Source organism: Undibacterium cyanobacteriorum (genome assembly GCF_031326225.1).
GTDB lineage: Bacteria > Pseudomonadota > Gammaproteobacteria > Burkholderiales > Burkholderiaceae_D > Undibacterium > Undibacterium cyanobacteriorum.
Map to the genome: position 1 here is coordinate 3,539,669 of NZ_CP133720.1, position 26,510 is coordinate 3,566,178.

19 protein-coding genes are annotated in these 26,510 nt (G+C 49.9%); 9 read left to right on the forward strand and 10 right to left on the reverse strand.

Annotated elements, in window-relative coordinates:
• Nucleotides 1-10 precede the first annotated feature (10 nt).
• The 7 genes from RF679_RS14780 to queA form a co-directional block, all read right to left on the reverse strand.
• The gene (locus RF679_RS14780; protein ID WP_309481395.1) at nt 11-3,100 is read right to left on the reverse strand and encodes an efflux RND transporter permease subunit; all 3,090 of its coding nucleotides are present in this window, start codon (nt 3,098-3,100) and stop codon (nt 11-13) included.
• Nucleotides 3,097-4,392: an efflux RND transporter periplasmic adaptor subunit gene (locus RF679_RS14785; RefSeq protein WP_309481396.1), complete on the reverse strand. Its 1,296-nt coding sequence runs from the start codon at nt 4,390-4,392 to the stop codon at nt 3,097-3,099. The genes RF679_RS14780 and RF679_RS14785 overlap by 4 nt, the downstream gene beginning before the upstream one ends.
• Nucleotides 4,393-4,886: 494 nt before the next feature.
• Nucleotides 4,887-5,864 carry a protein translocase subunit SecF gene (gene secF / locus RF679_RS14790; RefSeq protein ID WP_309481397.1) on the reverse strand — a complete coding sequence of 326 codons (978 nt, stop codon included), beginning with the start codon at nt 5,862-5,864 and terminating at the stop codon, nt 4,887-4,889.
• Nucleotides 5,865-5,920: 56 nt separating this feature from the next.
• A complete protein-coding gene (secD, locus tag RF679_RS14795; RefSeq protein WP_309481398.1) occupies nt 5,921-7,804 on the reverse strand; it encodes a protein translocase subunit SecD in 1,884 nt (627 codons plus the stop codon).
• Between the two features lie 61 nt (nt 7,805-7,865).
• Nucleotides 7,866-8,192 carry a preprotein translocase subunit YajC gene (gene yajC, locus RF679_RS14800; protein WP_309484025.1) on the reverse strand — a complete coding sequence of 109 codons (327 nt, stop codon included), beginning with the start codon at nt 8,190-8,192 and terminating at the stop codon, nt 7,866-7,868.
• A 187-nt stretch (nt 8,193-8,379) separates the two neighbouring features.
• On the reverse strand, nt 8,380-9,513 hold the full coding sequence (tgt, locus tag RF679_RS14805; RefSeq protein WP_309481399.1) for a tRNA guanosine(34) transglycosylase Tgt: 1,134 nt from the start codon (nt 9,511-9,513) through the stop codon (nt 8,380-8,382).
• Nucleotides 9,514-9,704: 191 nt separating this feature from the next.
• Nucleotides 9,705-10,739 carry a tRNA preQ1(34) S-adenosylmethionine ribosyltransferase-isomerase QueA gene (gene queA, locus RF679_RS14810; RefSeq protein ID WP_309481400.1) on the reverse strand — a complete coding sequence of 345 codons (1,035 nt, stop codon included), beginning with the start codon at nt 10,737-10,739 and terminating at the stop codon, nt 9,705-9,707.
• Between the two features lie 254 nt (nt 10,740-10,993).
• Here queA and recG point away from each other — a divergent pair, with 254 nt between their 5' ends.
• The 3 genes from recG (at nt 10,994) to RF679_RS14825 (ending at nt 16,500) form a co-directional block, all read left to right on the forward strand.
• Nucleotides 10,994-13,129: an ATP-dependent DNA helicase RecG gene (gene recG / locus RF679_RS14815; protein WP_309481401.1), complete on the forward strand. Its 2,136-nt coding sequence runs from the start codon at nt 10,994-10,996 to the stop codon at nt 13,127-13,129.
• Between the two features lie 175 nt (nt 13,130-13,304).
• Nucleotides 13,305-15,416: a GGDEF domain-containing protein gene (locus RF679_RS14820; protein ID WP_309481402.1), complete on the forward strand. Its 2,112-nt coding sequence runs from the start codon at nt 13,305-13,307 to the stop codon at nt 15,414-15,416.
• Nucleotides 15,417-15,582: 166 nt separating this feature from the next.
• The gene (locus RF679_RS14825; RefSeq protein ID WP_309481403.1) at nt 15,583-16,500 is read left to right on the forward strand and encodes an SDR family NAD(P)-dependent oxidoreductase; all 918 of its coding nucleotides are present in this window, start codon (nt 15,583-15,585) and stop codon (nt 16,498-16,500) included.
• 129 nt (nt 16,501-16,629) lie between these two features.
• Here RF679_RS14825 and RF679_RS14830 read toward each other — a convergent pair whose 3' ends face one another.
• Nucleotides 16,630-18,210 (reverse strand): DUF3472 domain-containing protein, encoded by a 1,581-nt coding sequence (locus RF679_RS14830; protein ID WP_309481404.1) that lies wholly within the window; start codon nt 18,208-18,210, stop codon nt 16,630-16,632.
• A 406-nt stretch (nt 18,211-18,616) separates the two neighbouring features.
• Here RF679_RS14830 and RF679_RS14835 point away from each other — a divergent pair, with 406 nt between their 5' ends.
• From RF679_RS14835 to ubiA, 5 genes are all read left to right on the forward strand, one after another.
• The gene (locus RF679_RS14835; RefSeq protein WP_309481405.1) at nt 18,617-20,023 is read left to right on the forward strand and encodes a sensor histidine kinase; all 1,407 of its coding nucleotides are present in this window, start codon (nt 18,617-18,619) and stop codon (nt 20,021-20,023) included.
• 85 nt (nt 20,024-20,108) lie between these two features.
• On the forward strand, nt 20,109-20,873 hold the full coding sequence (locus RF679_RS14840; RefSeq protein WP_309481406.1) for a LytR/AlgR family response regulator transcription factor: 765 nt from the start codon (nt 20,109-20,111) through the stop codon (nt 20,871-20,873).
• A gap of 123 nt (nt 20,874-20,996) precedes the next feature.
• Nucleotides 20,997-21,602, forward strand: coding sequence for a hypothetical protein (locus RF679_RS14845; RefSeq protein WP_309481407.1), 606 nt, complete (start codon nt 20,997-20,999; stop codon nt 21,600-21,602).
• Nucleotides 21,603-21,799: 197 nt separating this feature from the next.
• Nucleotides 21,800-22,744: a hydrogen peroxide-inducible genes activator gene (locus tag RF679_RS14850; RefSeq protein WP_309481408.1), complete on the forward strand. Its 945-nt coding sequence runs from the start codon at nt 21,800-21,802 to the stop codon at nt 22,742-22,744.
• Nucleotides 22,745-22,840: 96 nt separating this feature from the next.
• Entirely contained in the window at nt 22,841-23,707 is an 867-nt protein-coding gene (gene ubiA, locus RF679_RS14855) for a 4-hydroxybenzoate octaprenyltransferase (RefSeq protein WP_309481409.1), read from the forward strand.
• 8 nt (nt 23,708-23,715) lie between these two features.
• On the opposite strand, the gene proC is transcribed toward ubiA, so the two are convergent.
• A complete protein-coding gene (gene proC / locus RF679_RS14860) occupies nt 23,716-24,555 on the reverse strand; it encodes a pyrroline-5-carboxylate reductase (protein WP_309481410.1) in 840 nt (279 codons plus the stop codon).
• A complete protein-coding gene (locus RF679_RS14865; protein WP_309481411.1) occupies nt 24,545-25,276 on the reverse strand; it encodes a YggS family pyridoxal phosphate-dependent enzyme in 732 nt (243 codons plus the stop codon). Before RF679_RS14865 ends, proC begins: the two co-directional genes overlap by 11 nt.
• Nucleotides 25,277-25,464: 188 nt before the next feature.
• Here RF679_RS14865 and RF679_RS14870 point away from each other — a divergent pair, with 188 nt between their 5' ends.
• On the forward strand, nt 25,465-26,508 hold the full coding sequence (locus RF679_RS14870) for a type IV pilus twitching motility protein PilT (protein WP_309481412.1): 1,044 nt from the start codon (nt 25,465-25,467) through the stop codon (nt 26,506-26,508).
• Nucleotides 26,509-26,510: the final 2 nt, after the last annotated feature.

Genomic DNA, 26,510 nt, shown 5'->3' on the forward strand with positions numbered 1-26,510 from the left:
CGTTTGAAGCTTAAATCGAGTTACCGACGATCGGTCCCTTGCCGCTGTACTTATCCAGAGCAAGATAAATCACCGGCGTAATGAACAAGGTAATCGCTTGCGAGAAAACCAGTCCACCGACCACCGCCAAGCCCAGAGGTTGACGCAATTCTGCACCGGCACCGAGGCCAAAAGCAATCGGTAAGGCACCGACCAAAGCCGCCAAAGTCGTCATCATAATTGGACGATAACGTTCGATACACGCTTCACGAATGGCTTCCGCGGGAGACATACCTTTATTGCGCTGCGCATCCAAAGCAAAGTCGATCATCATGATCGCATTCTTCTTCACGATACCAATCAACAGCAAAATACCAATCGTCGCGATCAAAGTCAGATCTTTGCCAAACATCTCCAAAGCGATCAAGGCACCGACCGCAGCCGATGGCAAACCGGCCAAGATCGTCAAGGGATGGATGAAGCTTTCGTACAAGACGCCAAGCAGTACATAAATCACCAAGAGTGCCGCCACGATCAAGATCGTTTGCCCCGATTGAGAATCTTTAAACACCGCAGCATCACCGCCATACGAGGTAATGATGGTCGAAGGAATTTTCAATTCTTCACGATACTTCTCGATTTTATTTGTCGCATCACCGAGCGGCGTATCTGGCGCCAAGTTGAATGAGACTGTAACCGCTTGCAATTGTCCTACGTGATTAATCGAAGTCGGACCAACGGTGCGTTTCACCGTCGCGAAACTCGACATCGGTACTAAGCCACCAGTATTACTACGAACATAGATCCCACCAATATCGGTCTCATCGTTTTTGTTTTCTGGTGCCACTTCCAAAATCACTGAATAACTATCGACCGAGGTAAACAAAGTCGCAATCTGACGTTCACCGAAGGCGGAGTACAAGCTAGAGCGGATCGCATCAATACCAACGCCGAGTGAATTAGCGCGATCACGATTGATTTCGATCGAGGCTTGCAGACCACGCAGTTGCGAATCCGTCGTGACATCTTTAAAGCCCGGATCGGCGCGCAACTTATCTTGCATTTTAAAAGCCCAATCGCTGAGTGAGCTCGCATCCACACTTTGCATAATGTACTGATACTGACTCTTACTTGGGCGACCACCGAGTTGTAAGTTTTGGGTTGGGCGCAAGAAAACAGTGATCCCTGGCACTGCTTTCAATTTGTTACGCAAGCCATCGACCACTTCTTTCATCGGCTTGCGTTGGTCACGTGGTTTCAAGTTGATGAAACCACGTCCCGTATTTTGCGAACCGCCACCACCACCGTGGAAAGATGATACGGTCAAGACGTTCGGATCTTCACGCAAGATTTTGGCCGCACTTTCTTGCAAGACGACCATGGCAGGGAAAGATGTGTCTTCAGCGGCCTCAAACGAGACGTTGATCTGACCAATATCCTCTTCTGGAAAGAAGCCTTTAGGTATCGTCATGAACATATAACCCGTCGCGACAAAGGTCAGTAGCGCTACCACCAGCACTGATTTTCTATGCTTTAAGGCCATATCCAAACCACGCGTATAGGAGCGCAAAGAAGCATCAAACATACGCTCAAAACTGTGCGTGATCGCGTGCATCCATTTCGCGCCGCTTTGATGGGTACTCTCTGGTTTCAAGAAGCGACTCGCCAACATCGGCACCAAAGTCAAAGAAACGAAAGCCGATACCACGATCGCTAAACTGACGATCACGGCGAACTCGTGGAACAATTGGCCGATCACGCCCGGCATGAAAAAGATAGGAATGAAAACCGCGATCAGGGACGAGGAAATCGAAATAATCGTAAACCCAACTTCACGCGAACCTTTCAAGGCTGCTTCAAATGGAGGCTCGCCCATCTCGACATGACGCATGATATTTTCCAACATCACAATCGCATCATCGACCACCAAGCCGACCGCCAGGGTAATCCCGAGCAAGGAAATATTATCGAGCGTATAGCCCAAGCCCCACAGCAAACTGACCGCACCGACCAAAGACACTGGCAGTGACAAAGTCGGAATGATCGTCGCCACCATGTGGCGCAAGAACAAGAAGATCACGACCACGACCAAGAAAATCGTCAGTATCAAAGTCAAGTTCACATCATGCAAAGCATCGCGTACAGAGACTGAGCGGTCATTCGCCAAAGCGATATTCACCGACGCCGGCAGTTGCGCTTTGAATCCAGGCACGGCTGCTTTGATTGAATCAACGACTTTGACGGTATTCGCATCGGTTTGACGTTGAATCGCCAACATAATCGCCGGTTCGCCATTGAAATTACCAACCGACTTCACGGTTTCATAACTATCTTCCACGCTCGCCACATCACGTAAGCGCACTGGCTGGCCGCCCTTGTTGCTGACAATGATATTGGCAAATTCAGCAGCATTTTGTAGCTGCTTATTGGCCACAATGGTCAGCATTTGTTTATCGCCATCGATGGTACCGACAGGGGCAATCGAATTCGCTGAACGTATGCTGGTGGTCAGTTCTTCAAAACTGATATTGCGCGCTGCCAGCTCACCAGGATTCACACGAATACGCACCGCATAACGACGAATACCAAAAATATTGACCTGCGCAACTCCCGGTAAAGTCGACAGTGTGGGCGAGATCAAATGTTCCGCGTAATTGGTTAACTCTGCCAGACTCAAACTGGGGGACGTCAAGGCCAAAACCAAGACCGCGGAATCGGCAGGATTCACTTTACGATACGACGGCGGCGAAGTCATTTCGATTGGCAATGCGCGCTGCGCACGTAAGAGCGCCGCTTGAACGTCGACTGCGGCGTCATCGACATTACGACTTGCATCAAATTCCAAAGTCAAACTGGTTGAGCCTAAGGTACTGCTGGAGCTAATCGTGGCGAGACCTGGGATCGTAGAAAACTGCTTCTCAAGTTGCAGTGCGACTGAAGTCGCCATGGTTTCGGGACTAGCACCTGGCAAGTTCGCACCAACACTAATGACTGGTGTGTTATAGCTTGGAAGCGCCGCAATCGGGATAAACCGATATGCCAAGATACCAGCTACCACCACCGATAGATTCAATAAAATCGTCATCACAGGACGACGAATAAACAACTCCGACAAATTCATGATGCACTCGCTGCAGAAGCGGCTGCACTGGCGCCGTTAGTCTTGCTTTCAGAACTTGAGGCAGCCGACGCTGCGGCAGCCGACGCTGCGGCAGCCGACGCTGCGGCAGCCGCACCCGCTCCTTCAGCACCATCTTTCTTACCGCCCTTCTTGCTTTTGCCTTCAGCCGGTTCATCGGCACGTTCTTTGATCGGTACACCCGGTCTCAAATTCTGTTTGCCTTCCAAGACGATCTTGGTGCCTTCGTCGATGCCGCTCACCACAGCATCCAATCCAAACGTGTATTTCACGTCGATTTTCTTCTGCGCCGCTTTACCTTCTGCGTCGACCACAAACACGCTATTCGAATTGACGCCAATCACAATCGCATCTTGCGGAATCACGATGACATCCTTCAAGGTGACCACACTCAACTCAACATTGGCGAAAGCGCCTGGCCACAACTTCATCTCTTTGTTATCGAAAACGGCCTTGGCTTTGACAGTACCGGAGGTAGCATCAACCACATTATCGATAAACTGCAATTTGCCTTTGTATTGTTGCTTCGTATCGGGCAAGCTCGCATACGCCACACTGTCACCACGTTTCAAACTATCGAGTGCATCACTCAGATTTCGTTGCGGTAATGGGAAGGCAACTGCGATCGGATCCATTTGCGTAATCGTCACCAAAGCTGAACCACTCGTGCTTGGTTGCACCAAACTACCGGGGAAGACATTAATGATGCCGGTACGGCCGCTAACTGCCGCGACAATACGCGTATAACCTAAACTGACCTTCGCTGCTGCAACGGCTGCTTTGGCGCCATCGACCACCGACTTTTGTGCTTGGACCAAAGTATTGGCCGCATCCACAGCACTCTGTGATTGGAATTTCTTCTCAAAGAGCTCTTTCGCACGGAGCAATTGACGTTGATTCTCTGCCAGCGTCGCGAGTTCCTTATCGAGTTGTGCTTGTGCTTTGACTAAATTGACCGAATCGGCGCGATTGTCGAGCGTAAACAAGACATCACCAGCGCGCACAAATTGGCCTTCTTTGATATGTACTTTTTCGATGATGCTGCTGACCTGCGAACGTACATCAACCACGTTGAGCGAGGTCACCACACCGTTCGCTGTTAACTTCACATCGTAATTACGTTTCTTGGCGACCGTGGTATTCACGAACACGGGTTTGTTTTTCGCATCGGGTTTAGCGCCGAGGGTTTGACCTGCTACGAATTCGGTCGACTCCCCTTTTTTAGACTTCCAAAAATAGTAGCCGCCGCCGGCAATCACTAACGTGGAAATCACAAGAATAGAAATTTTGCTATTTTTCATTGGTCGGACAGACTAAATGTCTTGTTAGGATAGTTAATGGCTCTGCGAGACAAGGCGCAACTCATTGCAACTGCCAATGATTAGCCAATGATTGGCTGATGAGAAGCCAAACCTGCAATTTGAATCATGCAAGCTCTTTCTTAGACAGTTGAACACAAGAAAGTTCGCACTAGTACAAAATTTACCGAGTCAGTGCGAATCCCTGCGATAGACTTACGACAGACTTGCGACTCACTTTCAAATCTACGGTTAGCTTCGCTTGCGTTCGAGCACGCCAATCAAAGCGCTGGGCTAAAACATTTGCCTTGCAGAAAACATCATCTTAACAAAGAAAAAGCCAGCACTCAGGCTGGCTTCTCTTGTTTATACTTTTTGTTACTAAACTGCTGCATTAAAGGCAGCTATTCGCCACCTTTTTCCTGCATCGTTCAATCTATCAAAGTCTGGTCATGAAATATTGATAAAGTTTAGACAACCGCTCCATCAGTTTCATCTTTCTCTTTGACTGGCTTAATCAAATCTTCACGCTTAACGCCCAACCACATCGCGATCGCAGCTGCCACGAACACGGAAGAGTAGATACCAAACAAAATACCGATCGTCAAAGCAATCGCGAAGCCATGCAAGGTCGGACCACCGAACAAGAGCATCGACAACACCATCATCTGAGTACAACCGTGGGTAATCACAGTACGAGAGATCGTGCTAGTAATCGCATTATCGATGACCTCCGTCACGGACGCCTTACGCAGTTTCAAGAAGTTTTCGCGGATACGATCAAAAATAACCACCGATTCATTGACCGAGTAACCCAAGACAGCCAGCACCGCAGCTAACACAGCAAGATCAAATTCCCAACCAAAGAAGGCGAAGAAACCCAGAATAATCACCACGTCATGCAAGTTCGCGATAATTGCTGAAACCGCATATTTCCACTCAAAGCGAATCGCCAGATAGGCCATTACACCGACGATCACGAATAAGAGCGCCATCACACCATCATGCGCCAATTCGTCACCGACTTGAGCACCCACTGCAGCAGTTCTTTGTTTTACAACGTCTGGATCGACCGCTTGCAATGCCGCAAATACTTTGTCATTTTGCGCGGTAACCAAATCATTCATTTGCTTTTCCGTCAGCTTCGGTGCGCCCGCTGGTTGCTTCGGTAATGGCATACGAATCACGACATCTTGTGCACGACCAAAAGTTTGCGTAGTCACGCCTTCCAAACCGAGTGCAGACACGGTCGCACGAATTTTGTCGGTATCAGCTGGCTTGCTGTAGCTGACTTCCATAGTGGTACCACCGGTAAATTCCACCGACAAATGCAATCCACGTGTCAATAAGAAAAATACCGCGGCAACGAAAGTCAGAGCAGATATGACATTGAAGATCAGCGCATGGCGCATGAACGGGATGTCTTTTTTAATTCGGAATAATTCCATGTTGAATCCTAATTTCTATTAATTTGAATCGAGTACAAAGTTCTACTGCAGCGCCATTAAGGTTTTGCAGGATCTTCACTCGGCTTCCAAATTTGACCAATCGAGACCGTTGTCAATTTCTTCTGACGTCCGTACCACAAATTCACCACGCCACGAGAAACGAACACGGCGGAGAAAATCGAAGTCAAAATACCCAAGCAGTGCACGATCGCGAAAGCTTTAATTGGACCGGAACCGAAAGCCCACAAAGCCAAACCAACGATCAAGGTCGTCACGTTCGAGTCAAGAATAGTGGCCCATGCGCGATCAAAACCTTGCAAGATCGCGTGCTGCGGCGTCGCCCCGGCTCGAAGCTCTTCTCGAATCCGTTCATTAATCAAGACGTTGGCGTCAATCGCCATACCGAGTGCCAATGCAATCGCGGCCATACCCGGCAAAGTCAAGGTCGCTTGCAAGGTCGACAAAATACCGACCAACAAGAGCAAGTTCATCGCTAAGGCAGTGACGCTGAAGAAGCCAAACATCATGTAGTAGATGATCATGAACACCGCAATCGCGGCGAAACCATACATCGTCGAGTGAATCCCTTTGCGGATATTTTCTTTACCCAATTGTGGACCAATTGTACGTTCTTCGATCACTTCCATTGGTGCCGCGAGTGCACCCGAGCGCAGCAAGAGTGCCAACTCGGCAGAATTTTGACCAGTGCCCATGCCGGTAATACGGAAGTCCGCACCCAGTTGTTGCTGAATCGTTGCGACAGTCAACAACTCGCCTTTACCTTTTTCAAACAAGACGATGGCCATGCGCTTACCAACATTAGAACGTGTGCCTTCGCGCATTTTTGTGCCGCCAAGACTGTTCAAGCTGACGCTCACTGCCGGCTGTTGATTTTCGTCCAAGGTCGCCGCTGCTCCAGTGATGGCGTCACCTGTCACGACCGGATCTTTGTACAGCACCGCTGGTCCACCTCGACCAACTTTAAACAATTCAGAACCAAAAGGAATCGTAGTCGAATCATCGATCGGACCAATCACCGTTTCATCAACCAAACGCACCTCCAAAGTTGCGGTGCGGCCAATGATTGATTTCGCCTGTGCGACATCCTGTACACCTGGCAATTGCACGACAATGCGATCTGGGCCTTGCTGTTGAATCAAAGGTTCTGTCACACCAATACCAGCGATACGCTTGGATAAAGCTTCGATGTTTTGCTTCACGCCTTCGTTCTGCAAATTCAATAACGCTTCTGGTTTGATCGATAATTGCAGAGCGATTTCTGCATCTGCTGTTGTGGCGGGTGTCTCAACCACGGCGGCTTCCGGGAACTGACGAATCAACAATTCACGCGCGCGAACGCGTGTTTCTACATCACGGAATTTCACTGTAATGTTAGTTGAATCACGTGAGATACCTGCGTGCTTGATTTCTTTGTCTTTGAGAATCGTGCGAATCGAGTTTTGTGTCGCCGCGAGTTTATTCTTGAGGAGCGTGTCAGTATCGACCTTCAACAAGAAGTGTGCACCGCCTTGCAAGTCCAAGCCCAAAACCATAGGCAAGGCATGCAAACTCTGCATCCATTTTGGTGTGTTCGGTACCTTACTAAACGAAACCGTGTAAATTGGATCGTTTTGATCGACGTTCAAGCCTTGTTCCAAAATCGCTTTTGCTTTGAACTGCGTATCCGTATCAGCAAAACGCGTACGAATCACGCTCTGCGTACCACTATAGTCAAACGCGGTGCCGGTACTAGTGATGCCTGCTTGCTTCAATACGGCTTCCACTTTAGGAACCAAATCACTATCGACCTTGACAGTAGCTTTGCCACTGTTGATCTGTAAGGCTGGCGATTCACCTAAAAAATTTGGAAGTGTATAGAGCACGCCAAACACTAAGGTGACTAGAATGACGATGTACTTCCAGAGAGGATAACGATTCATAGCGAAATCAAAAAAGAAAAACGAATAAATAAGGGCGCAACGCGCCCCTACGGTCTACAAATTAAATCGACTTGATCGTGTCTTTCGGCAGCAAAGTCGTGACTGCGCTTTTTTGTACATGCAGTTCGTTACCGTTACTAATTTCCAAAGTCACAAAAGCATCACTGACTTTCTTGACCTTACCAACGACACCGCCAGCAGTTACCACTTCATCACCTTTGGCCAAGGCATCGATCATGGCTTTTTGCTCTTTTTGGCGCTTCATTTGTGGACGGATCATGACGAAGTACAGCACCACGAACATCAACAACAATGGCAAAAAGCTCATTAAAGAGGATTCAGGTGCGGCGCCAGCGGCTTGTGCATAAGCATTAGAAATAAACACAATCAAACTCCATTTAAATTATTTTGAAATCAAGGATTTGGCGCATGTGAGGCCCAGAATCCAAAATTAAAGGCCAAAAGACCAAAACGCGACAACAAAGCGCGACATTCTAGCACTTGGCCGTCGCAATACACGGAATATAGTCATTTACACATCAAAACTCGTGCAAATACTGTTACCAAAGAAACTTTTATACGCCTCGGGCGCGATCCGCCTTAAATTCCGCCACAAATTGCGGGAAACGATCCTCATCCAGCGACAAGCGAATTTGCCGCATCAACTCGAGGTAATAATGCAAGTTGTGGATGGTATTGAGACGCGCACCGAGAATTTCACCGGTGCGATGCAAATGATGCAAGTAAGCACGCGAAAAGTTTTTACAGGCGTAGCAAGTACAAGTCTCATCGAGAGGTGCTTTATCGTCTTTGTAGCGCGCGTTCTTGATTTTGACATCGCCAAAGCGGGTGAAAATCCAGCCATTGCGTGCATTCCGGGTCGGCATCACGCAATCGAACATATCGATGCCGTTTGCCACACCCGCCACCAGATCTTCTGGTGTACCAACGCCCATCAAGTAATGTGGCTTGTTTTCGGGCAGTTTAGGACCGACATGCGACAAGATGCGCAACATGTCTTCTTTCGGTTCGCCGACTGACAATCCACCAATCGCCATCCCGTCGAAACCCATCTCGTTCAAAGCTGCTAAGGATTCATCGCGCAGGTTTTCAAACATGCCACCTTGCACGATACCAAACAAGGCATTGGGATTTTCGCCGCCTTTGAATTCATTCATCGAGCGTTGTGCCCAACGCAAAGACATGCGCATCGACTTTCCGGCTTCTTCGCTCGTCGCTGGTCGTCCATCGATTTCATAAGGTGTGCACTCATCGAACTGCATCACGATATCGGAATTCAAAGTGCGCTGGATTTGCATGGAAATTTCAGGCGACAAGAACAAGCGTTCGCCACTGATGGGTGAGGCAAATTTCACGCCCTCTTCCGTAATCTTGCGCATGGCGCCGAGCGAAAACACTTGGAAGCCGCCGGAATCGGTCAAGATCGGCTTATCCCAGCCCATAAAATCATGCAAGCCACCGAACTTGCCAATCACATCCAAACCTGGACGCAACCACAAGTGGAAGGTATTACCCAAGATGATGTGGGCATCAATCTCTTTGAGTTCGAGCGGGGACATGGCTTTGACCGAACCATAGGTACCGACCGGCATAAAAATCGGCGTTTCGATCACACCATGATTCACTGTCACACGTCCACGACGTGCTGCAGTAGTTTTATCTTTTTTAATTAATTCAAATTGCAGCATAGGATTTACCGACCTAAAGAAAATAAAAAATATTGGAAGACTTCTTAAGACCCTTCAACGCCGAGACGCAGAGGCGCAGAGAAGAACGAGAACAGAGAAAACCTCTCCTTTAAGTTTTTACTCCGCGTCTCGTCGCCTCCACGTTGTGCGATTAAGGGGTTTTCATCTTCGCCAACAAACGCGTGAAATATTCAGCCTGACTTATTCGTCAACAGCATCGCATCCCCATAACTAAAGAAACGATATTTTTGCGCAATCGCATGGGCGTAGGCTTCACGTATCGCATCATAGCCTGCGAATGCAGAAACCAACATCATCAGGGTCGACTTCGGCAAGTGGAAATTCGTGACCAAGCGATCGACCGTTTTAAACACATAGCCCGGCGTGATGAACAAACGTGTATCACCACTGCCCGCCTGCAATTGACCGGTCTGCGACGCGGATTCAATTGCACGCATACTGGTCGTACCCACACAAATCACATCTTTACCTGCGGCTTTGGCGGCTCGCACTGCGGCCACGGTCTCTTCTGGCACGGTATACCATTCACTGTGCATATCGTGTTTGCTGAGATCTTCGGTACGCACGGGTTGGAAAGTACCCGCCCCCACATGCAAGGTAACGAAAGCCAAGTTGATCCCTTTGGCCTTGCAACGCTCTAACAAGGCTTGATCAAAATGCAAACCCGCTGTTGGTGCCGCCACGGCGCCAGGAACGCGTGAATACACGGTTTGGTAGCGCTGCTCATCAAAGTCATCCGCTTCGTGATTGATGTACGGTGGCAAAGGTAAACGACCATATTTTTCGATCAATTCGAATACATCACCCGGGAAGTGCAAAGTAAAGAACTCGCCGGCCCGTTCACCAACGGTGACCTCAAAGGCATCGGCGAGACGAATCTTGCTGCCCGCCAGTGGGGATTTCGAAGCACGCAATTGCACATGCACGATATGCTCATCATCGGTGTTTTTGACGACACGTTCGACCAACATCTCGACTTTGCCGCCCGTCGCTTTGGCACCGAAAAAACGCGCTTTCAAGACGCGCGTATCGTTAAACACCAGCAAATCACCCGCATTGAGCTGATCGATGATATCGACGAATTGACGGTCGACCGGACCAGCATCAGTCACGTGCAAGAGCCGCGAAGCAGTGCGTTCGGGTAATGCCGTTTGAGCGATTAACTCGGGTGGCAAATCAAAATCAAAATCACTTAAAGAGTACATAGACTTTACAAAACAAAGTAACAACTAATGAATGAGCGATGCAGGTGATATCGAGGTAGCTTCTCACCCACCTCATCCAAGCAATCTGGCACACTCGTGAAACTGCAAAACACGAAATCTGCGCTGCAATTAACGATAAACCGACTACAAGCTGCCACCGAGCCAACACAAAGCGAGCAGTTTATGCGATAAAACTTGACAACACTGTACAAAAAACCAGTAGAATCGCGCAAAATAACCCAACATTTTACCCTATGTCGGATCTCGACACGAAAGCGCCGAAAACAAAAAGCGAGCCACCGCGCGGTGGCGAACTGAGCTCGGCGAACAAAACCGCTGGCAAAGGCAAATCGACTAGCGCACGCAAACCGGTTCGTCTCGACGAGAAATTCGCCAAGCTTGGTTTACGCAAGGACATGGATTTTGTCCTGCATTTGCCAATGCGCTATGAAGACGAAACCGAAGTCCTACCGATGCGGGATGCCGGATTTCGCGGTGGCAGCACGGTGCAAGTCGAAGGTGAAGTGACCGATAACGATATTCAATATCGTCCGCGTCGACAGTTAGTCGTCACCATTAGCGATGGCACTGGACAAGTGGTGCTACGCTTCCTGAACTTTTACGGCAGCCAAGTCAAACAAATGGAAGTCGGCATGCGCGTGCGCGCCCGGGGCGAATTGCGCCATGGTTTTCTCGGTGCTGAGATGGTGCATCCGACCTATAAGATGGTGAATGAAGGCGCGCCGCTGCCAACCGCCTTGACGCCGGTGTACCACGCTGGCGAAGGTGTATCTCAAGTGATGCTGCGCAAAGCCATCAGCAATGCATTAACACGCGTCGATTGGCAAGACACCCTGAGTCCCGCCATTCGCGAACACTTCGGACTATGCGATTTCGAAGCAGCGGTCAGACTCTTGCACAATCCACCTCCCGACATTGATCAGCACGCTCTGTTGGAACACGAGCACCCAGCGTGGGAGCGGATGAAATTCGATGAACTGTTGGCACAGCAGTTATCGCTGAAACGCGCTCAAGCTTCACGCCGTGCCAAAGGCGCCACCGCCTTACCCACCGTTGGTGCGCTCACTGCAGCATTCATGCAGACTTTGCCGTTTCGCCTAACCGCTGCCCAAGAACGTGTTTTGGAAGAGATTCGTGCCGACCTCAAGCAAGTCTATCCTATGCAACGCCTGCTGCAGGGCGATGTCGGCAGTGGCAAAACCATTGTTGCAGCGCTCGCAGCAACGCAAGCGATTGACAGTGGCTATCAAGCCGCCTTGATGGCACCGACCGAGATCCTCGCGGAACAGCACTTCCGCAAGATCGCCGCATGGCTAGAGCCCCTTGGCGTGAAAACCGCTTGGCTCACCGGTAGCTTGAAAAAGAAAGAGAAGGAAAAAGCACAAGAATTGATCGCCTCTGGTGAAGCGCATCTCGTGATTGGTACCCACGCATTGATTCAAGACAGCGTGCAGTTTGCCAAGCTGGGCTTGGTGCTGGTCGATGAACAACATCGCTTTGGCGTGGCACAACGCCTCACCCTGCGCAACAAAGCCGAAGCTGGCAAAATTCCGCATCAATTGATGATGTCGGCGACGCCGATCCCACGCACCTTGGCGATGACCTATTACGCCGATCTTGAGGTCAGCGTGATCGACGAATTGCCGCCGGGTCGCACTCCAATTGTCACTCGCGTGGTCGATCAAAATCGACGTGAGGAAGTGATCGAACGCGTTCATGCAGCGGCACTCGAAGGCAAACAAGTGTACTGGGTCTGCCCTTTGATTGAAGAGTCCGAAGCTCTGCAATTACAAACTGCGACGGAAACTTACGAGATGCTCAGTGCCGCCCTGCCCGATTGTCGGGTTGGGCTGGTGCACGGCAAGCTTAAACCTGCCGAAAAACAATTAGTGATGGACGCCTTCAGTCGCAATGAGACGCAAATCCTCGTGGCCACCACCGTCATCGAAGTTGGCGTCGATGTGCCGAATGCGAGCCTGATGGTGATTGAACACGCCGAACGTTTTGGCTTATCCCAGTTGCATCAATTACGCGGTCGCGTCGGACGTGGAGCTGCCGCCAGCGTTTGTCTTTTGCTCTATCAAGGTCCACTCGGCTTCACCGCAAAACAACGCCTACTGACAATGCGCGAGAGCACTGATGGTTTTGAGATCGCACGTAAAGATCTTGAGCTACGCGGTCCCGGTGAATTTTTAGGCGCCCGACAATCAGGCGAAGCCTTGCTACGATTCGCCAACTTGGAGAAAGACCAGCACCTCGTCGAACAAGCGCGCAACTTGGCAGTTGATTTACTCGCGAATGATGTGGCCACAGTCGAAGCGCACCTCCATCGCTGGATGGGGCAGCGCGAAGAGTTCTTACGCGTCTAACGAAAGACAAAAATGCCGACTATACAAAGCACGCACCTTTGTTTTAAGATGATTCGAACGCGAATTCGATCACGCATTTGCTTACAGTCCGATCACAAAGTAGAACAAAAACGACTTGATCACAATCATGGTATCGAGCACGAGCCCCCTTCACTTGCTGCAAGCATTACTCTTTATGGCAAGCATTTGCCTAGGTCTGTGCGCACCATCGCTGAGTACTGCTCAAACTAGAGACAAGAATCTCGATCGTTTTACTGAATTCGAACAAAGCCTAGACACCATCGCCAAACTATCGAACGCTAACACGCGTCTGACTCAAGACAAGTTAGAACAACTGCGAAAGTTGGTACGAAGCCCCAGTGAATTAGCTGTCCTCAATACCTATAAATGTGAATTTTCTCGCCTCAACAGGCAATTGAGCGAAATCGACAGCGTTATCCAAGAACTCAATGAAAGCATCACTAAGCACCTAGAGAACTATGACTTGCGTACAGCACTTGAACTTTGCTCGTACGCCAAGGCGACAGATTCTTCCGCGCAGGCATTTCACGTGTCCAAAGCCTATCAATTTGCGCGTTTCGCGCAATCTGCGAGCCTGCGTTTTTTTACCAGCAATATGTATATCGAACTAACGGCAACCCAAGGTCGGGCCAGTGATGCCGTGACTGCCGCACAAATTGCCTTAGCGATTGCCGATGCCAATGACGATAGCTTTCGCAAGTCACTTGCTCTGCGCGCCATGGCGGCGATTGAGCTTGATTACGGCGATAAAGAAGCAGCACTTGATTACATCAACCAAACGATAGAACTCTCACAAACGATTCCCAATCGTCAAAACGAGATCTACTATCGCTTCAATCGAGCCAGCGTCATCCTCGCGATGAAACGTCTGCTCGAGGCACGCAGCGCTGTCAAAGCAGCAGAAGATTTCGCCAAAGAAGTCACCAAGAACATCCCGCAAGAACTGATTAGCCCAGAAATTAAAGTGCTTCAACTCGCGAATGCCGCCGAACTCGCCTACCTCGAAGCAGACTACCCTCAAGCAAAAAAGTTAGCATCGGAGATGCGAAATATTGGGAAACAAGCGAACCTCCCCCTCCTTGTTGCTGGCGCTGATGTGGGTTTCGCTTTAGCGACCGTGCGACAAGGCAATGACAGCGTGCTTGAAACGCACTTTAAGCCAGCAATACAAACCTTTGTAGAACAGAAACGCGCAGTGGAAGTGCGCGATGCCTACGAAAATATGGCTGAGGCGCTTGCCAGTATTGGCAAGTACAAAGAAGCCTACTATTGGCGCAAAGAGAAAGACAATTACAATCAAAATTTGGCCAGAGAAAGTCGCAATCTCCGCTCTGCCGAGTTACGTGAATCCAATCAGGCCAAACAACGCGAAGAAGAAAATACTGCACTCAAGGCACTGACTAACAAACAGCAAGCCGAAGTCGAATCAGCCCATCTCCGCTTGCAACGCTGGTGGTTGTTAGCCATCGTGCTGGCCATGGGTTTGGCGTGGGCGGCGCAATTAACATGGCTCACCAAGCGCCGCAACGCCGCTTTACAAGACATCAATAAACGGCTCGATGACCAAGGCTCGCATGATGCACTGACAGGCTTAGGCAATCGCCGCTACTTGATGCAGCATCAAGCCGAGCTTTGGCGTACCACCTTAGAACGTGCCAAATTCGGTGCGCACTCAGCGCTGCTTTTGATTGACGCTGACCATTTCAAACACATCAACGACCAATACGGACACGCGGCCGGTGATGCGGCCCTGATAGCAATCGCTCAACGACTAAAAGCCTGCCTGCGCGAATCAGATGCTTGCGTGCGCTGGGGTGGCGAAGAATTTCTAGTCTACCTTGAGCAGTGTGACCACTCATCGATTGCCGCACTCTGCACCCGCATCATGCAATCGATTCGCGGCACAGATTTGGTCCACGATGGCGCCAAAATTAGTTTAGCTGTTTCGATTGGGTATTTGCTGCTGCCGATCAATATAGAGCCAACACAAGTACAAGGGCAGGAACAAGGACAAGCTTCTGCCACAGCGACGGCATCAGCTTACACTTTAGAGGATTGTTTCAAATTAGTGGATGCCACACTGTATCTCGCCAAACGTCTTGGCCGCAATCGTGCGGTCGGGCTGCATGCGATTCACGCCCATTGCAGAGAGAAACAACTGTTATTCAAGGAATTAGAGCCCGCATGGCAAGCGCATGAGCTCGATCTTGTGATCACCGAGGGACCGCTGAAAAAGCCCGTACTACAAACCGTCAATGCCGCTTAATTGCGCTTTCTCAAGTGCGCGAACAAACCAGCACGCGGCGGCCTATGGTAAAGTTCTCGCTTGCTTTTGAGACACTTGACTTGGTCTGCCGATTCTTATCGTTCATCTCCAATCAAGTGGTCGATACATCCTATTCGTCCCCTTCTTTCATGTATGAGGAGTACTCATGAGTTTAGATTTCTCTGGTCGCGTTGCGATTGTCACTGGCGCTGGTGGTGGGCTGGGACGTGAACACGCCTTGGCACTGGCCAAACGTGGTGCCAAAGTTGTCGTCAATGATTTTGGCGGCGCACGCGACGGCACGGGTGGTTCTGTCAGTGCTGCACAAGCGGTGGTTGATGAGATCCGCGCAGCTGGCGGTGAAGCGATCGCCAATAGCGCCTCGGTGACCGACTTCGAAGCAGTACAAGCGATGGTGCAAAACACCATGGACACTTGGGGTCGTATCGATATTTTGATCAACAATGCGGGCATCTTGCGCGACAAATCCTTCGCCAAAATGGAATTAGAGGATTTTCGCATGGTGCTCGAAGTCCATCTGATGGGCAGCGTCAATTGCTGTAAAGCGGTATGGCCGATCATGGTGGCGCAGAATTATGGTCGCATTTTGATGACGACTTCTTCGTCAGGCCTGTACGGCAATTTCGGACAATCAAATTACAGCGCCGCCAAACTCGGTTTAGTCGGACTGATGCAAACCCTGTCGATTGAAGGTGCGAAGTACGATATTCGCGTCAATTCCTTAGCCCCTACCGCGGCAACGCGCATGACCAATGGTCTGTATCCAGAAGCGATGCTGAATGCGATTCAAGCCAGCGATGTAGTTCCAGCGATGCTGGTGTTAGCCGCACAAGACGCCCCGAATCGTACGATCTTATGCGCTGGCGCCGGCAGTTTCGAAGCGGCGCACATTAGTTTGACGCAAGGACTTTACCTCGGTCGCGGCGACAATGTCGACGAAGAATTATTGGCGCGCTTACAGGAAGTCAAAGACACTTTGGAACAGAAGATTCCGGAAAATGGTATGACACAAGGTCATCAAGAAATTATGGCGGCGATGGCTCATCACCGCGAATCAGATTAATTTCCAAGCACGATTCTCGAAGCACCAAACAGTAACGCGACTGAACCAAATAAGGTCCAGTCGCGTTTTTGCTTTATCGACTGAGCTGTCGATCAACCTGTCAGTTCAGGCATCGATCTGATCTCAATCCTACTGCACCGTCGCCACCAAACTCACACCACTAATCGCCCCTGCTGATGCATTCACCAAAATGTAATAGGTGCCGGCTGCAGGATTATTGAGCGTAATGTTTTCCACCGTAGTCGCGCCCTCGGAGGCTTGTTGATAGGACGTCAGTGTTGGTGGGACTCCTAACTTGAGATACAAGTCGGCGTCACCACTTCCTCCCGAACTCGCGATCGTCAATTTGGTTTTACCCGCTGAAACATTGATTACATACAAACGACTGGTGTCTGCGGCGAGAGCGATGTTATTCACCGCGACACCACTGGTCAAAGGCAAAGCCACAGGATTGTCGACCCACGCGTTAGGATAAGTGCTAGGGCCGTTTGGTAGGTTGAGTGGATAGCCAACACTGGTACCACCTGTGCTCAAATTAAAGACGCCATTCGCGAAATCAAATTTGTAGTTCGAGCAAATCTCATTATGATTTGGCGTGTACACCGCATCACCTTTTGCTGCTGTCACGGCTACCCACGCCTTCTTGCTAGCGTCAAAGTAACTGACATTGCTGTACTTAGCACTACGCACGGCATTCGTTAAGCAATTCGTGCCTTCAGTGTACCAATCCTCGACGAAGCCATACGCGCCTGATTGTTGCTTGATCACTGGGATGCGCAAAGTCCCCAATTTTTTTCGCACATTGGTGGAGAGATCGGTGAAATACATGGTGTAGTCTTGTTTGCCGGCGACCACGACCGCCGTTTGCAATTCAAAACGATATGCCACACCGACTTTCGGCACGATAGGCGCTTCACATTTAATGCCGGTCCCTTCGTCACCGAAATTCGTGCAAGTTGAAATCCCTTTATCCACCACGATAGGGCTAACGCCATTGACATCCCATAACGAGAACAAAGTCTGTGAACTTTGAATGCCTGAATATCCACCATCAAAACCAATCGCCATGTAATACGTGGTCGGCTCCCAGGTCTGCGGCGTCACATCGACTTTGAATTGATCCCATGTTGGTGTAGTCCATGCCACATGAATCGAGTTGGCGCGTGTGCTATGTGCATAGGCCGTACCGGTAATCGGCACACTCTTAATCACGCCATCAGTTTGCTGCATGCTGACGCTCAAGCTCTGGTTTTTCGCCGTGCCCGCCACCCACCAAGCATTGGCATAACCATTGCCATCGGTCACAGGACTATCGGGAAAAACCCAACCGCTCGCCGTCCCATTTTGCGGCTGCCAAATCACCGAGCATCCCGCTTTCGCCAGACCATTCTTGGTCACACGGACCTGCAGTTTCTTCGGGTTGTGGGTCGTGTTATTGGTCTCATTAGTTGGATCGTAGAGTGTTGTCGAAAATACCGAACCGATACGTGCTGTTCCGGCATTAGCAGTTACTGCGCTGATGCTGCTACCCACTTCGCAATCATTAGTGGTCGGACGTGCTTGTGCTGCCGCGTTGGAGCTGCAAATGAAGCTCAACAAGGCGGTCGCGGCGATAGTGCCAGCGCAACGATCTGTGAGATTTTTTGTAGATTGCTGCTTGGTTTTCTGTTTAGTTTGCTGTTTAGTTTGCTGCTTACTTTGCCTCTTCATGTGTGTCTCCCATAAGTGAATGAAATCACCATCCCGTCGTTGTGCTTTGACAAACTCCCTTGCTAACAAATACATTGTCAAAGTGAGTCCGGTCAGCACTTTTTTTCTAAAAGGTTTGATGAGTAGGCACAGCATGCACGCAGAAAGGAAAGCGCAACAGCGACATATTTTTGAGTGTGGCGTACAAAAATTTAATGCTGATTTGCTACCACCAGCCTTGGTATTGGTTTGATTTACTTGTGACAGAACGGCGCGCCTATCCTATCGTTCATTGTCTTTAAGCAGAAATTCATGACAAGAATGGAGGGTTTTGTGATTACAAAAGTCTGGCTCATCTCAGGCTTGCCAGAATAATCGAAAACCTGAGATAGTCACGTCCAATACCAGCATGTCCAAGAAGAATCATATGAACGCACCACACCACAATGAACAAGCTAGCACCGACCAACCTCTGCCCGGCACCATCATTACGAAACTGGCGAGTTGGTCGGTTAAGGCCCAACACTACCCAAGCTTTAGCCAGACTTGGTTTAAATACCGTGCATTAGGCTTTGCTCTGCCGATGGGCGTGGTGGCTTTCATCATGGGCGGGATTTCCTTATTAATCGCCTTAGAGCCACGCGTCACAGGTGGAGAAGTCAAGCCGCACGCCATGTTTTTGGTGGTGTATATCGGACTACTTACCACCTTATTGCTGGGTCGATGGTTGGCGACTCTCGTTCGGAAACGCCAACTGCCGTCCAAACAAGAACGCATAGGCATCGCCATCGCACTCGTCATCGGGGTTGCTATCGGCTTCGGCATCACACGCTCGGCCGAATATTTTCTAACCCCAGAAGCAAAACAAGTTAAACAAAATGCTCAAAATACGCCAACCAAACAAGAGGCTAGCGCAAGCAAAGCGAGCGAAGCGCACGAATCCTCAGCCAGTCAGACGACAGAAAACTTGAAGAGCGGCGACGCACAAAACAAGAAAGTAGCGGTCGGTGTCTTTGTTGAAGATGAGAAAACGAGTAGTCCTCAGAAAAAAGAGAACATGGCCAACACCATTATTTGGCTGATTTTGTTGGTCTGGTGGGGTGGCTTATTTGACTTCATTGCTTATCTCAAACAAGGGCGGGTTATTCAAGAAGCGCTCATGCAGGAAAAGCTTGAGCGCTATCAACGCGAACGCAATCAGGCGCAAATGCGTCTCTCGGTTCTTGCTAGTCAGGTCGAACCACACTTTTTGTTCAACACTTTGTCCGGGGTACGCGCTGCCATGCTCAGCGATCCTGCCCGTGGCGTCGTCATCATCGATCATTTAGTGGATTATTTACGTTCCACGATTCCGCAAATGCGTAGTGATGGCAATCTCAAATTGGCGACACTGAGCAATCAATTCGCATCGATCAAAGCCTACCTCGGTGTCATTCATACCCGCATCCCGCGCTTACAATTCCGTGTTGAAAGTGAGGCGCCGTTGAACGACTGCGTAGTGCCACCGTTGATGTTGATTAGCTTGGTGGAGAACGCGGTCAAGCACGGCATCGAACCCAAAAAAGGTCCCGTAGAAATCATTGTCAGCGCGAAGAAATTGCAAGAAAATGGGCGCGACTATTTGCGTATCAGCGTGGCGGATAATGGTGTTGGTTTTGGTGGAACAACCTCGGGATCTGGCATAGGTTTGAGCAATATTCGCGAACGTCTCAAACAACTGTATGGCGATGAAGCGCGTCTCGAATTAGGGATGCGCGAGCCTGGAGGCATTGAAGCGAGCATCGTCCTACCGCTCAGTTATGATTTAGACGAAGAAGGTACGACGGCAAATTAAACCGCGCCATTTCCGAGCCATTTCCGCTCTATAAATAAGCCGCCACGAAATACGCCAAACAAGAATCAAAAAGAGAAAGCACATCATGACCAATCCAACCGCTATTATTGCCGACGACGAAGATCTACAAAGGCTGGATCTCAAGCGCATGTTGAAGGCTGTTTGGCCCGAATTGAATATTGTTGCGGAATGCGAAGATGGTGGTGATGCACTCGACGCGATTGCGAACTTACAACCAGACATCGCTTTTCTCGACATTCGCATGCCGGAAATCAATGGCCTTGATGTGGCGCGCGCCAGTGACGGTAAGTGCCGCGTGGTCTTCACGACTGCCTTTGATAATCATGCGATCGAGGCCTTTAAGTTGGGTGCCATCGACTATCTCTTGAAACCCATTACCGACGAACGCTTACAGCAATCGATCGATCGCATCAAAGCGCAAATGGAAACCGGTGCCTTACCGCAGAATTTGATGCAAGTAATGGCGGCCTTAGATCAGAAGCTACGCGCTCCTAGCGAAGCGGAACGCATCAAATGGATCAGCGCCAGCTTAGGCAATACCATCAAATTATTTCCGATTGATGAAGTGCTGTTCTTCGAATCAGACCTACGATATACCCGTGTTGTTAGCGCCAAAGATGAAGGTCATATTCGCACCTCGATCAAAGAACTACAAAAGGGACTCGACCCCGATCAATTCTGGCAAATCCATCGCAGTGTGATGGTCAATCCTCATGCGATTGCACGCGCAAGGCGCGATGAAATGGGAAATATTTTCGTTGAATTACGCGACCATCCTGAACAGCTGAAGGTCAGCCAGACCTATGCGTGGCGCTTTAAGAGTATGTGATCCAACGCTGAAAAAACCACTCTGTCAGACAAGACGATAAGTCATCGTTTTGTCATGGTACAGTCACAAGCTTGTCAAGTAAGCACGATAAACTTCTCCTGAGTGTTAACGCAGGAGAAGCAGATGCATCACAATCAAGCAGTTCATTTACATCCATTTTGGTTCACATGGTCTACCGTTTTCGCGAAGACAGCGAAAGGTCGAGAAGAAATCATACGACGCGCTGCTGGCCTGAATGTCCGTGAACGTAGCGTTTTGATTATGCTTGATGGTATGAAACGCTTGGATCGTCTTTTACATGCATTGCCGAAAGACGAACTCGGACGTATCGTGGATCATCTCGCCAAACACAAATTGATCGAAGTCACCGCGGTGGAAGAACAAGCTCCCGATCTCGAAGCGCATGGTGCACTCAACATGGTGGAACCAGAGGCAGCAGAACCGGCTACACTTCCTCGCCCTGCTTTTCTGTGCGATCCAAGCAAACTTCGTGAAATCAAATACTTCATGACCAGCACCGCGCAAACCTATCTCGGTCTGTTATCAGCCGACTTAATTCATCGCATCGAGCGTGCCAGCGATGCGCCACAGTTAATGGCCGTTGTGGGGCAATGGTATTTGGCATTGCGAGACTCCAAACATGGACATCGATTCGCCTCGGCCTACATGGAAAACGTATTGGCAGCCCTGCGCGGAGAAGAAGGCGAGCTTTTGCCAAAATCGGTGTGAGTAATGCTGAACCTGCAAAATTGGTCCGTTTTTTATAAAATCAATTTACCTAATTATCAACAAACCTTGGCGTTCTTACCCACAGACTAAGCTTTGCTGCACTTTGACGCCACACCAGTCGAATTCTCGAAAAAATCAAGGGGAAAATTTTTGGTATAGGTGCTGACGACATGCTCGGACTATGCGAAACTTCGAGCATGACACTCACAGAACTCAAATACATCGTGGCGGTGGCGCGCCAAAAACATTTTGGTCATGCGGCCGAAGCATGCTTTGTCGCACAACCAACGCTTTCGGTTGCCATCAAAAAGTTGGAAGACGAATTAGGCGTCACTATTTTCGAGCGTGGCGGCACTGAAGTCTCGACCACACCACTGGGCGCGCAAATTGTCGCGCAGGCCGAACGTGTGCTAGAGCAAACAGCAGTCATCAAAGAAATTGCGAAACAGAACAAAGATCCGCTGAGCGGCCCTTTCCGCCTCGGTATTATCTACACGATTGGCCCTTATTTGCTGCCCACCTTGGTCAAAACGATGATCGATCGCGTACCGCAAATGCCCTTGGTTTTGCAGGAAAATTTCACCGTCAAACTCATGGAATTACTGCGTCAAGGCGAACTCGATGCAGCCATCATGGCACTGCCATTGCCGGATCAAGGCATGATGGTGCAAGCCCTATACGATGAGCCTTTCATGGTCGCCGTACCGAAAGAGCATCCTTGGTCAGACCGCGAATCGGTCTCGGCTCAAGAACTCAAATCTGAAACCATGCTGTTACTCGGCAACGGCCATTGTTTCCGCGATCAAGTACTCGAAGTCTGTCCGGAGATGGCGCGCTTTTCTACGGCCAACGATGGCATTGCCCGCACCTTCGAAGGTTCTTCACTAGAGACCATCCGCCATATGGTGGCCTCGGGGATCGGTATCACCGTATTACCACGTGCCTCCATCCATGATCTCGGCGCCAAAGACAGCATGCTGCGCTACATACCGTTCAGTGATCGCGCACCGGATCGACGCGTCGTCATTGCATGGCGCAAGAGCTTCACCCGCCAAGCGGCGATCGAGGCCATTCGACAAGCCGTATTGGCCTGTGGACTTGCCGGTGTCAACATGGTGGATGAACCCGCCAGCCCGCAATAAAGCGTACTTCCTTTGTTGACGCGCACCCTGTGCCACATCGCGCCTTAGCTCGCTCCTGTTTTATAATGTGCGCTTTGAATTGACGCTTACAAGCTTATGCAAGCTCTACGCCAACGCCTTCATTGGTATGTCAAACTGGTCAGGCTCGACAAACCGATCGGCATCCTTCTCTTACTATGGCCTACTCTGAACGCCTTATGGTTAGCCAGTGAGGGAATCCCTGATTGGAAAATTTTAGGGATCTTTTGCCTAGGAACAGCCTTGATGCGTTCGGCCGGTTGTGCGATTAACGACTACGCCGACCGCGATTTTGATAAGCACGTCAAACGTACGGCAGAGCGCCCCATCACCAGCGGCAAAATCAGTGGCAAAGAAGCAGTCATGGTGGCGGTGATATTGGCCTTGATTTCATTTGCTTTGATCCTGCCGCTGAATGCATTGACCAAACAGCTCTCAGTCGCCGCAGTAATCGTCGCTGGTAGTTATCCCTACTTCAAACGATTCTTCGCCATCCCACAGGCCTATTTGGGAATTGCCTTTGGTTTTGGGATTCCTATGGCCTATGCCTCTATCCAAAATCAAGTGCCAGCGGTGGCGTGGTATTTATTGATCGCCAATGTGTTTTGGGCGATTGCATACGATACCGAATACGCAATGGTCGATCGTGATGATGATCTCAAAATCGGCATCAAAACCTCGGCCATTACTTTCGGAGGCTTTGATGTCGCCGCTGTCATGCTAAGTTATGCCATCAGTTTCGCCATCATCGCCTACTGCGGCATTTTGCTACAGCGCAGTTGGCCTTACTTCGCTGGCATCGTGGTCGCTACAGGCATCGCGCTCTATCACTATTTCTTAATCCGAGGACGCGAACGCATGGCCTGCTTTTATGCCTTCCGTCACAATAACTGGGTAGGCGCGGCTATTTTTGCTGGTGTGGCTTTGGATTTTGTGCTTGGCTAACTGAGTGATCAGGTCGTCGATGAGGCGTCTTCACCAAACTCATCACCCAATTCACGCCCGCGCTCGGCAGCAGCTTTGATCGCCTTGGCGACGATGGCCTTGGTTTGGCTCTCTTCAAAACTACATAGCGCGGCATACGTCGTACCGCCTTTCGAGGTTACCCGTTCGCGTAAAACCGAAACTGGTTCACTCGATTCCACCGCCAATTGCGCGGCTCCGCGCACGGTTTGTAGAACCAAGGTATTCGCATCTTGCGCAGAAAAGCCTAAGGCCATCGCCGCTTCTTGCATGGCTTCGATGAAGTAGAACACATAGGCTGGACCGCTACCTGAAACAGCAGTGACTGCATCGATCATCGCTTCATTCTCGACCCAGACGGTCTTACCCACGGCTTGCATAATGGTTTCAGTGTGCTGGCGTTGCTCGGCATTGAGAGCTTCCAAGGCAAACAAGCCACTCATACCCAGACCGAGCATGGCCGGTGTATTCGGCATCGCACGCGCGATCACCGCATAGCCACCTAACCAGCGTGAGATGTCAGTGGCACGAATGCCAGCAGCAACCGACAACAACAATTGTTGCTTCAAAAATGGGGCGAAACTTTGTACTACTTCACGCATGTTTTGCGGTTTCACCGCAAACACCACCACGTCCATTTCGCTCAATTGTTGATCCATCTGAGCGGCCGTGGAAACGCCAAACTGCTGAGTAAGTCTTTGCAACCCCTCAGTGTTCACATCCACCACGTGAATTTGTTGCGCGTGATCGACCAATTTCAACAGTCCACCAATCAAAGCGGACGCCATATTGCCGCCGCCGATAAAACCAATTTTCACATCAGACCGCATAATTTCTCTTCCCAAAAATGGCACTTCCAATTCTGACCATCGTACTACCTTCGGCGACGGCGGCGGCGAGATCGCCACTCATGCCCATCGACAAAGTATCAACCGAGATACCCGCCGCCACCAATCTCTGCGACAAGGATGCCAATGCCGCAAAAGCGCGCCGTTGTTGCGCTTCGTCCTCGCTGGCTTCAGGCACCGCCATTAGGCCGCGTAAGCGTAATCGCGGCAGGCTTTGTACGTAGCGTGCCAGCTCCAAACACTGTTCTGGTGCTACCCCACTCTTGCTGGCTTCCCCACTAATATTCACCTGCAGACAAACATTCAATGCCGGGAGATGATCAGGTCGCTGCTCTGATAAGCGGTGTGCAATCTTATCGCGTTCAATCGAATGTACCCAAGCGAAGTTTTCAGCGATTAGGCGTGTTTTATTACTCTGAATCGGACCGATAAAATGCCATTCAATCGCAGCACTTGATGTGTTTGCACCGAACTCTTGCGCCTGCGATAGTTGTTGAACACGGGCTATTTTGTCGACGGCCTCTTGCACGTAATTTTCACCAAATGCACCTTGCCCAGCTTGCCAAGCGCTTAACACATCTTCGGCAGGAAATGTCTTAGAAACTGCCAATAAAGCAATATCAGTTGGATTCCTGCCAAAGCGCTGCGCTGCCTGTGCGATTGCCTGGTGTACGGCTTGCAAGTTTTCGGAAATTAAGGACATAATCAACGAATCAAATGATTTTTTGGATATCGAAGAGAAGTCGCCAACCAAGCTCAGCGGTTGAGTTCCTCGCTTCAATCAATCTAGTCAAGTTGTGCTTCATTATTGGTGCTTCACAGGCTCATCGCAAAATACTTCTTTGTGCGTTGTGATGTTTTGTAAAGCTTTGAAATAGTATTGGATTATAAATGGACATCTCAGAACTTCTCGCATTTTCGGTAAAGAATAACGCATCCGATCTTCATCTCTCTTCCGGTTTGCCTCCGATGATTCGCGTACACGGTGATGTTCGCCGTATCAATTTGCCACCGCTCGAGCACAAAGATGTGCATGCCTTGATTTACGACATTATGAATGACGGCCAGCGCAAGCAATACGAAGAGAATCTGGAGTGTGACTTTTCCTTCGCGATCCCTGGTCTGGCCCGTTTCCGTGTTAACGCTTTCAACCAAGAGCGTGGTGCCGCTGCCGTTATGCGTACGATTCCATCCAAGATTCTCAGCCTTGAGCAGCTGAATGCGCCAAAGTGCTTCGCCGAATTCTCGCTCAAAGCACGCGGCTTAGTGTTAGTGACAGGTCCAACCGGTTCCGGTAAATCGACCACCTTGGCGGGTATGGTGAACCATGTCAACGAAAACGAGTACGGCCATATCCTGACCGTCGAAGATCCTATCGAATTCGTGCACGACTCTAAGAAGTGTCTGATTAACCAACGTGAAGTCGGGCCACATACCCACTCCTTCTCAAACGCTTTGCGTTCCGCCTTACGTGAAGATCCTGACGTGATTCTGGTGGGTGAGTTGCGTGACTTAGAGACGATTCGTTTGGCGTTGACTGCTGCGGAGACCGGCCACTTGGTCTTCGGAACCTTGCATACCTCATCCGCTGCCAAAACGATTGACCGTATTATCGACGTCTTCCCAGCCGAAGAAAAAGAGATGGTCCGTGCGATGTTGTCTGAATCTTTACAAGCGGTTATTTCGCAGACGCTATTAAAAACCAAAGATGGATCTGGTCGTGTAGCAGCTCATGAAATTATGGTCGGCACACCGGCGATTCGTAACTTGATTCGTGAAGCCAAGATTGCGCAAATGTATTCTGCGATCCAAACGGGTAGCAATGTGGGCATGCAAACCCTGGATCAAAATCTTTCTGATTTGGTTCGTCGTAATGTGATTTCAGCATCAACAGCACGTGCTGCGGCGAAGATTCCAGAAAACTTCCCGGGCTAATT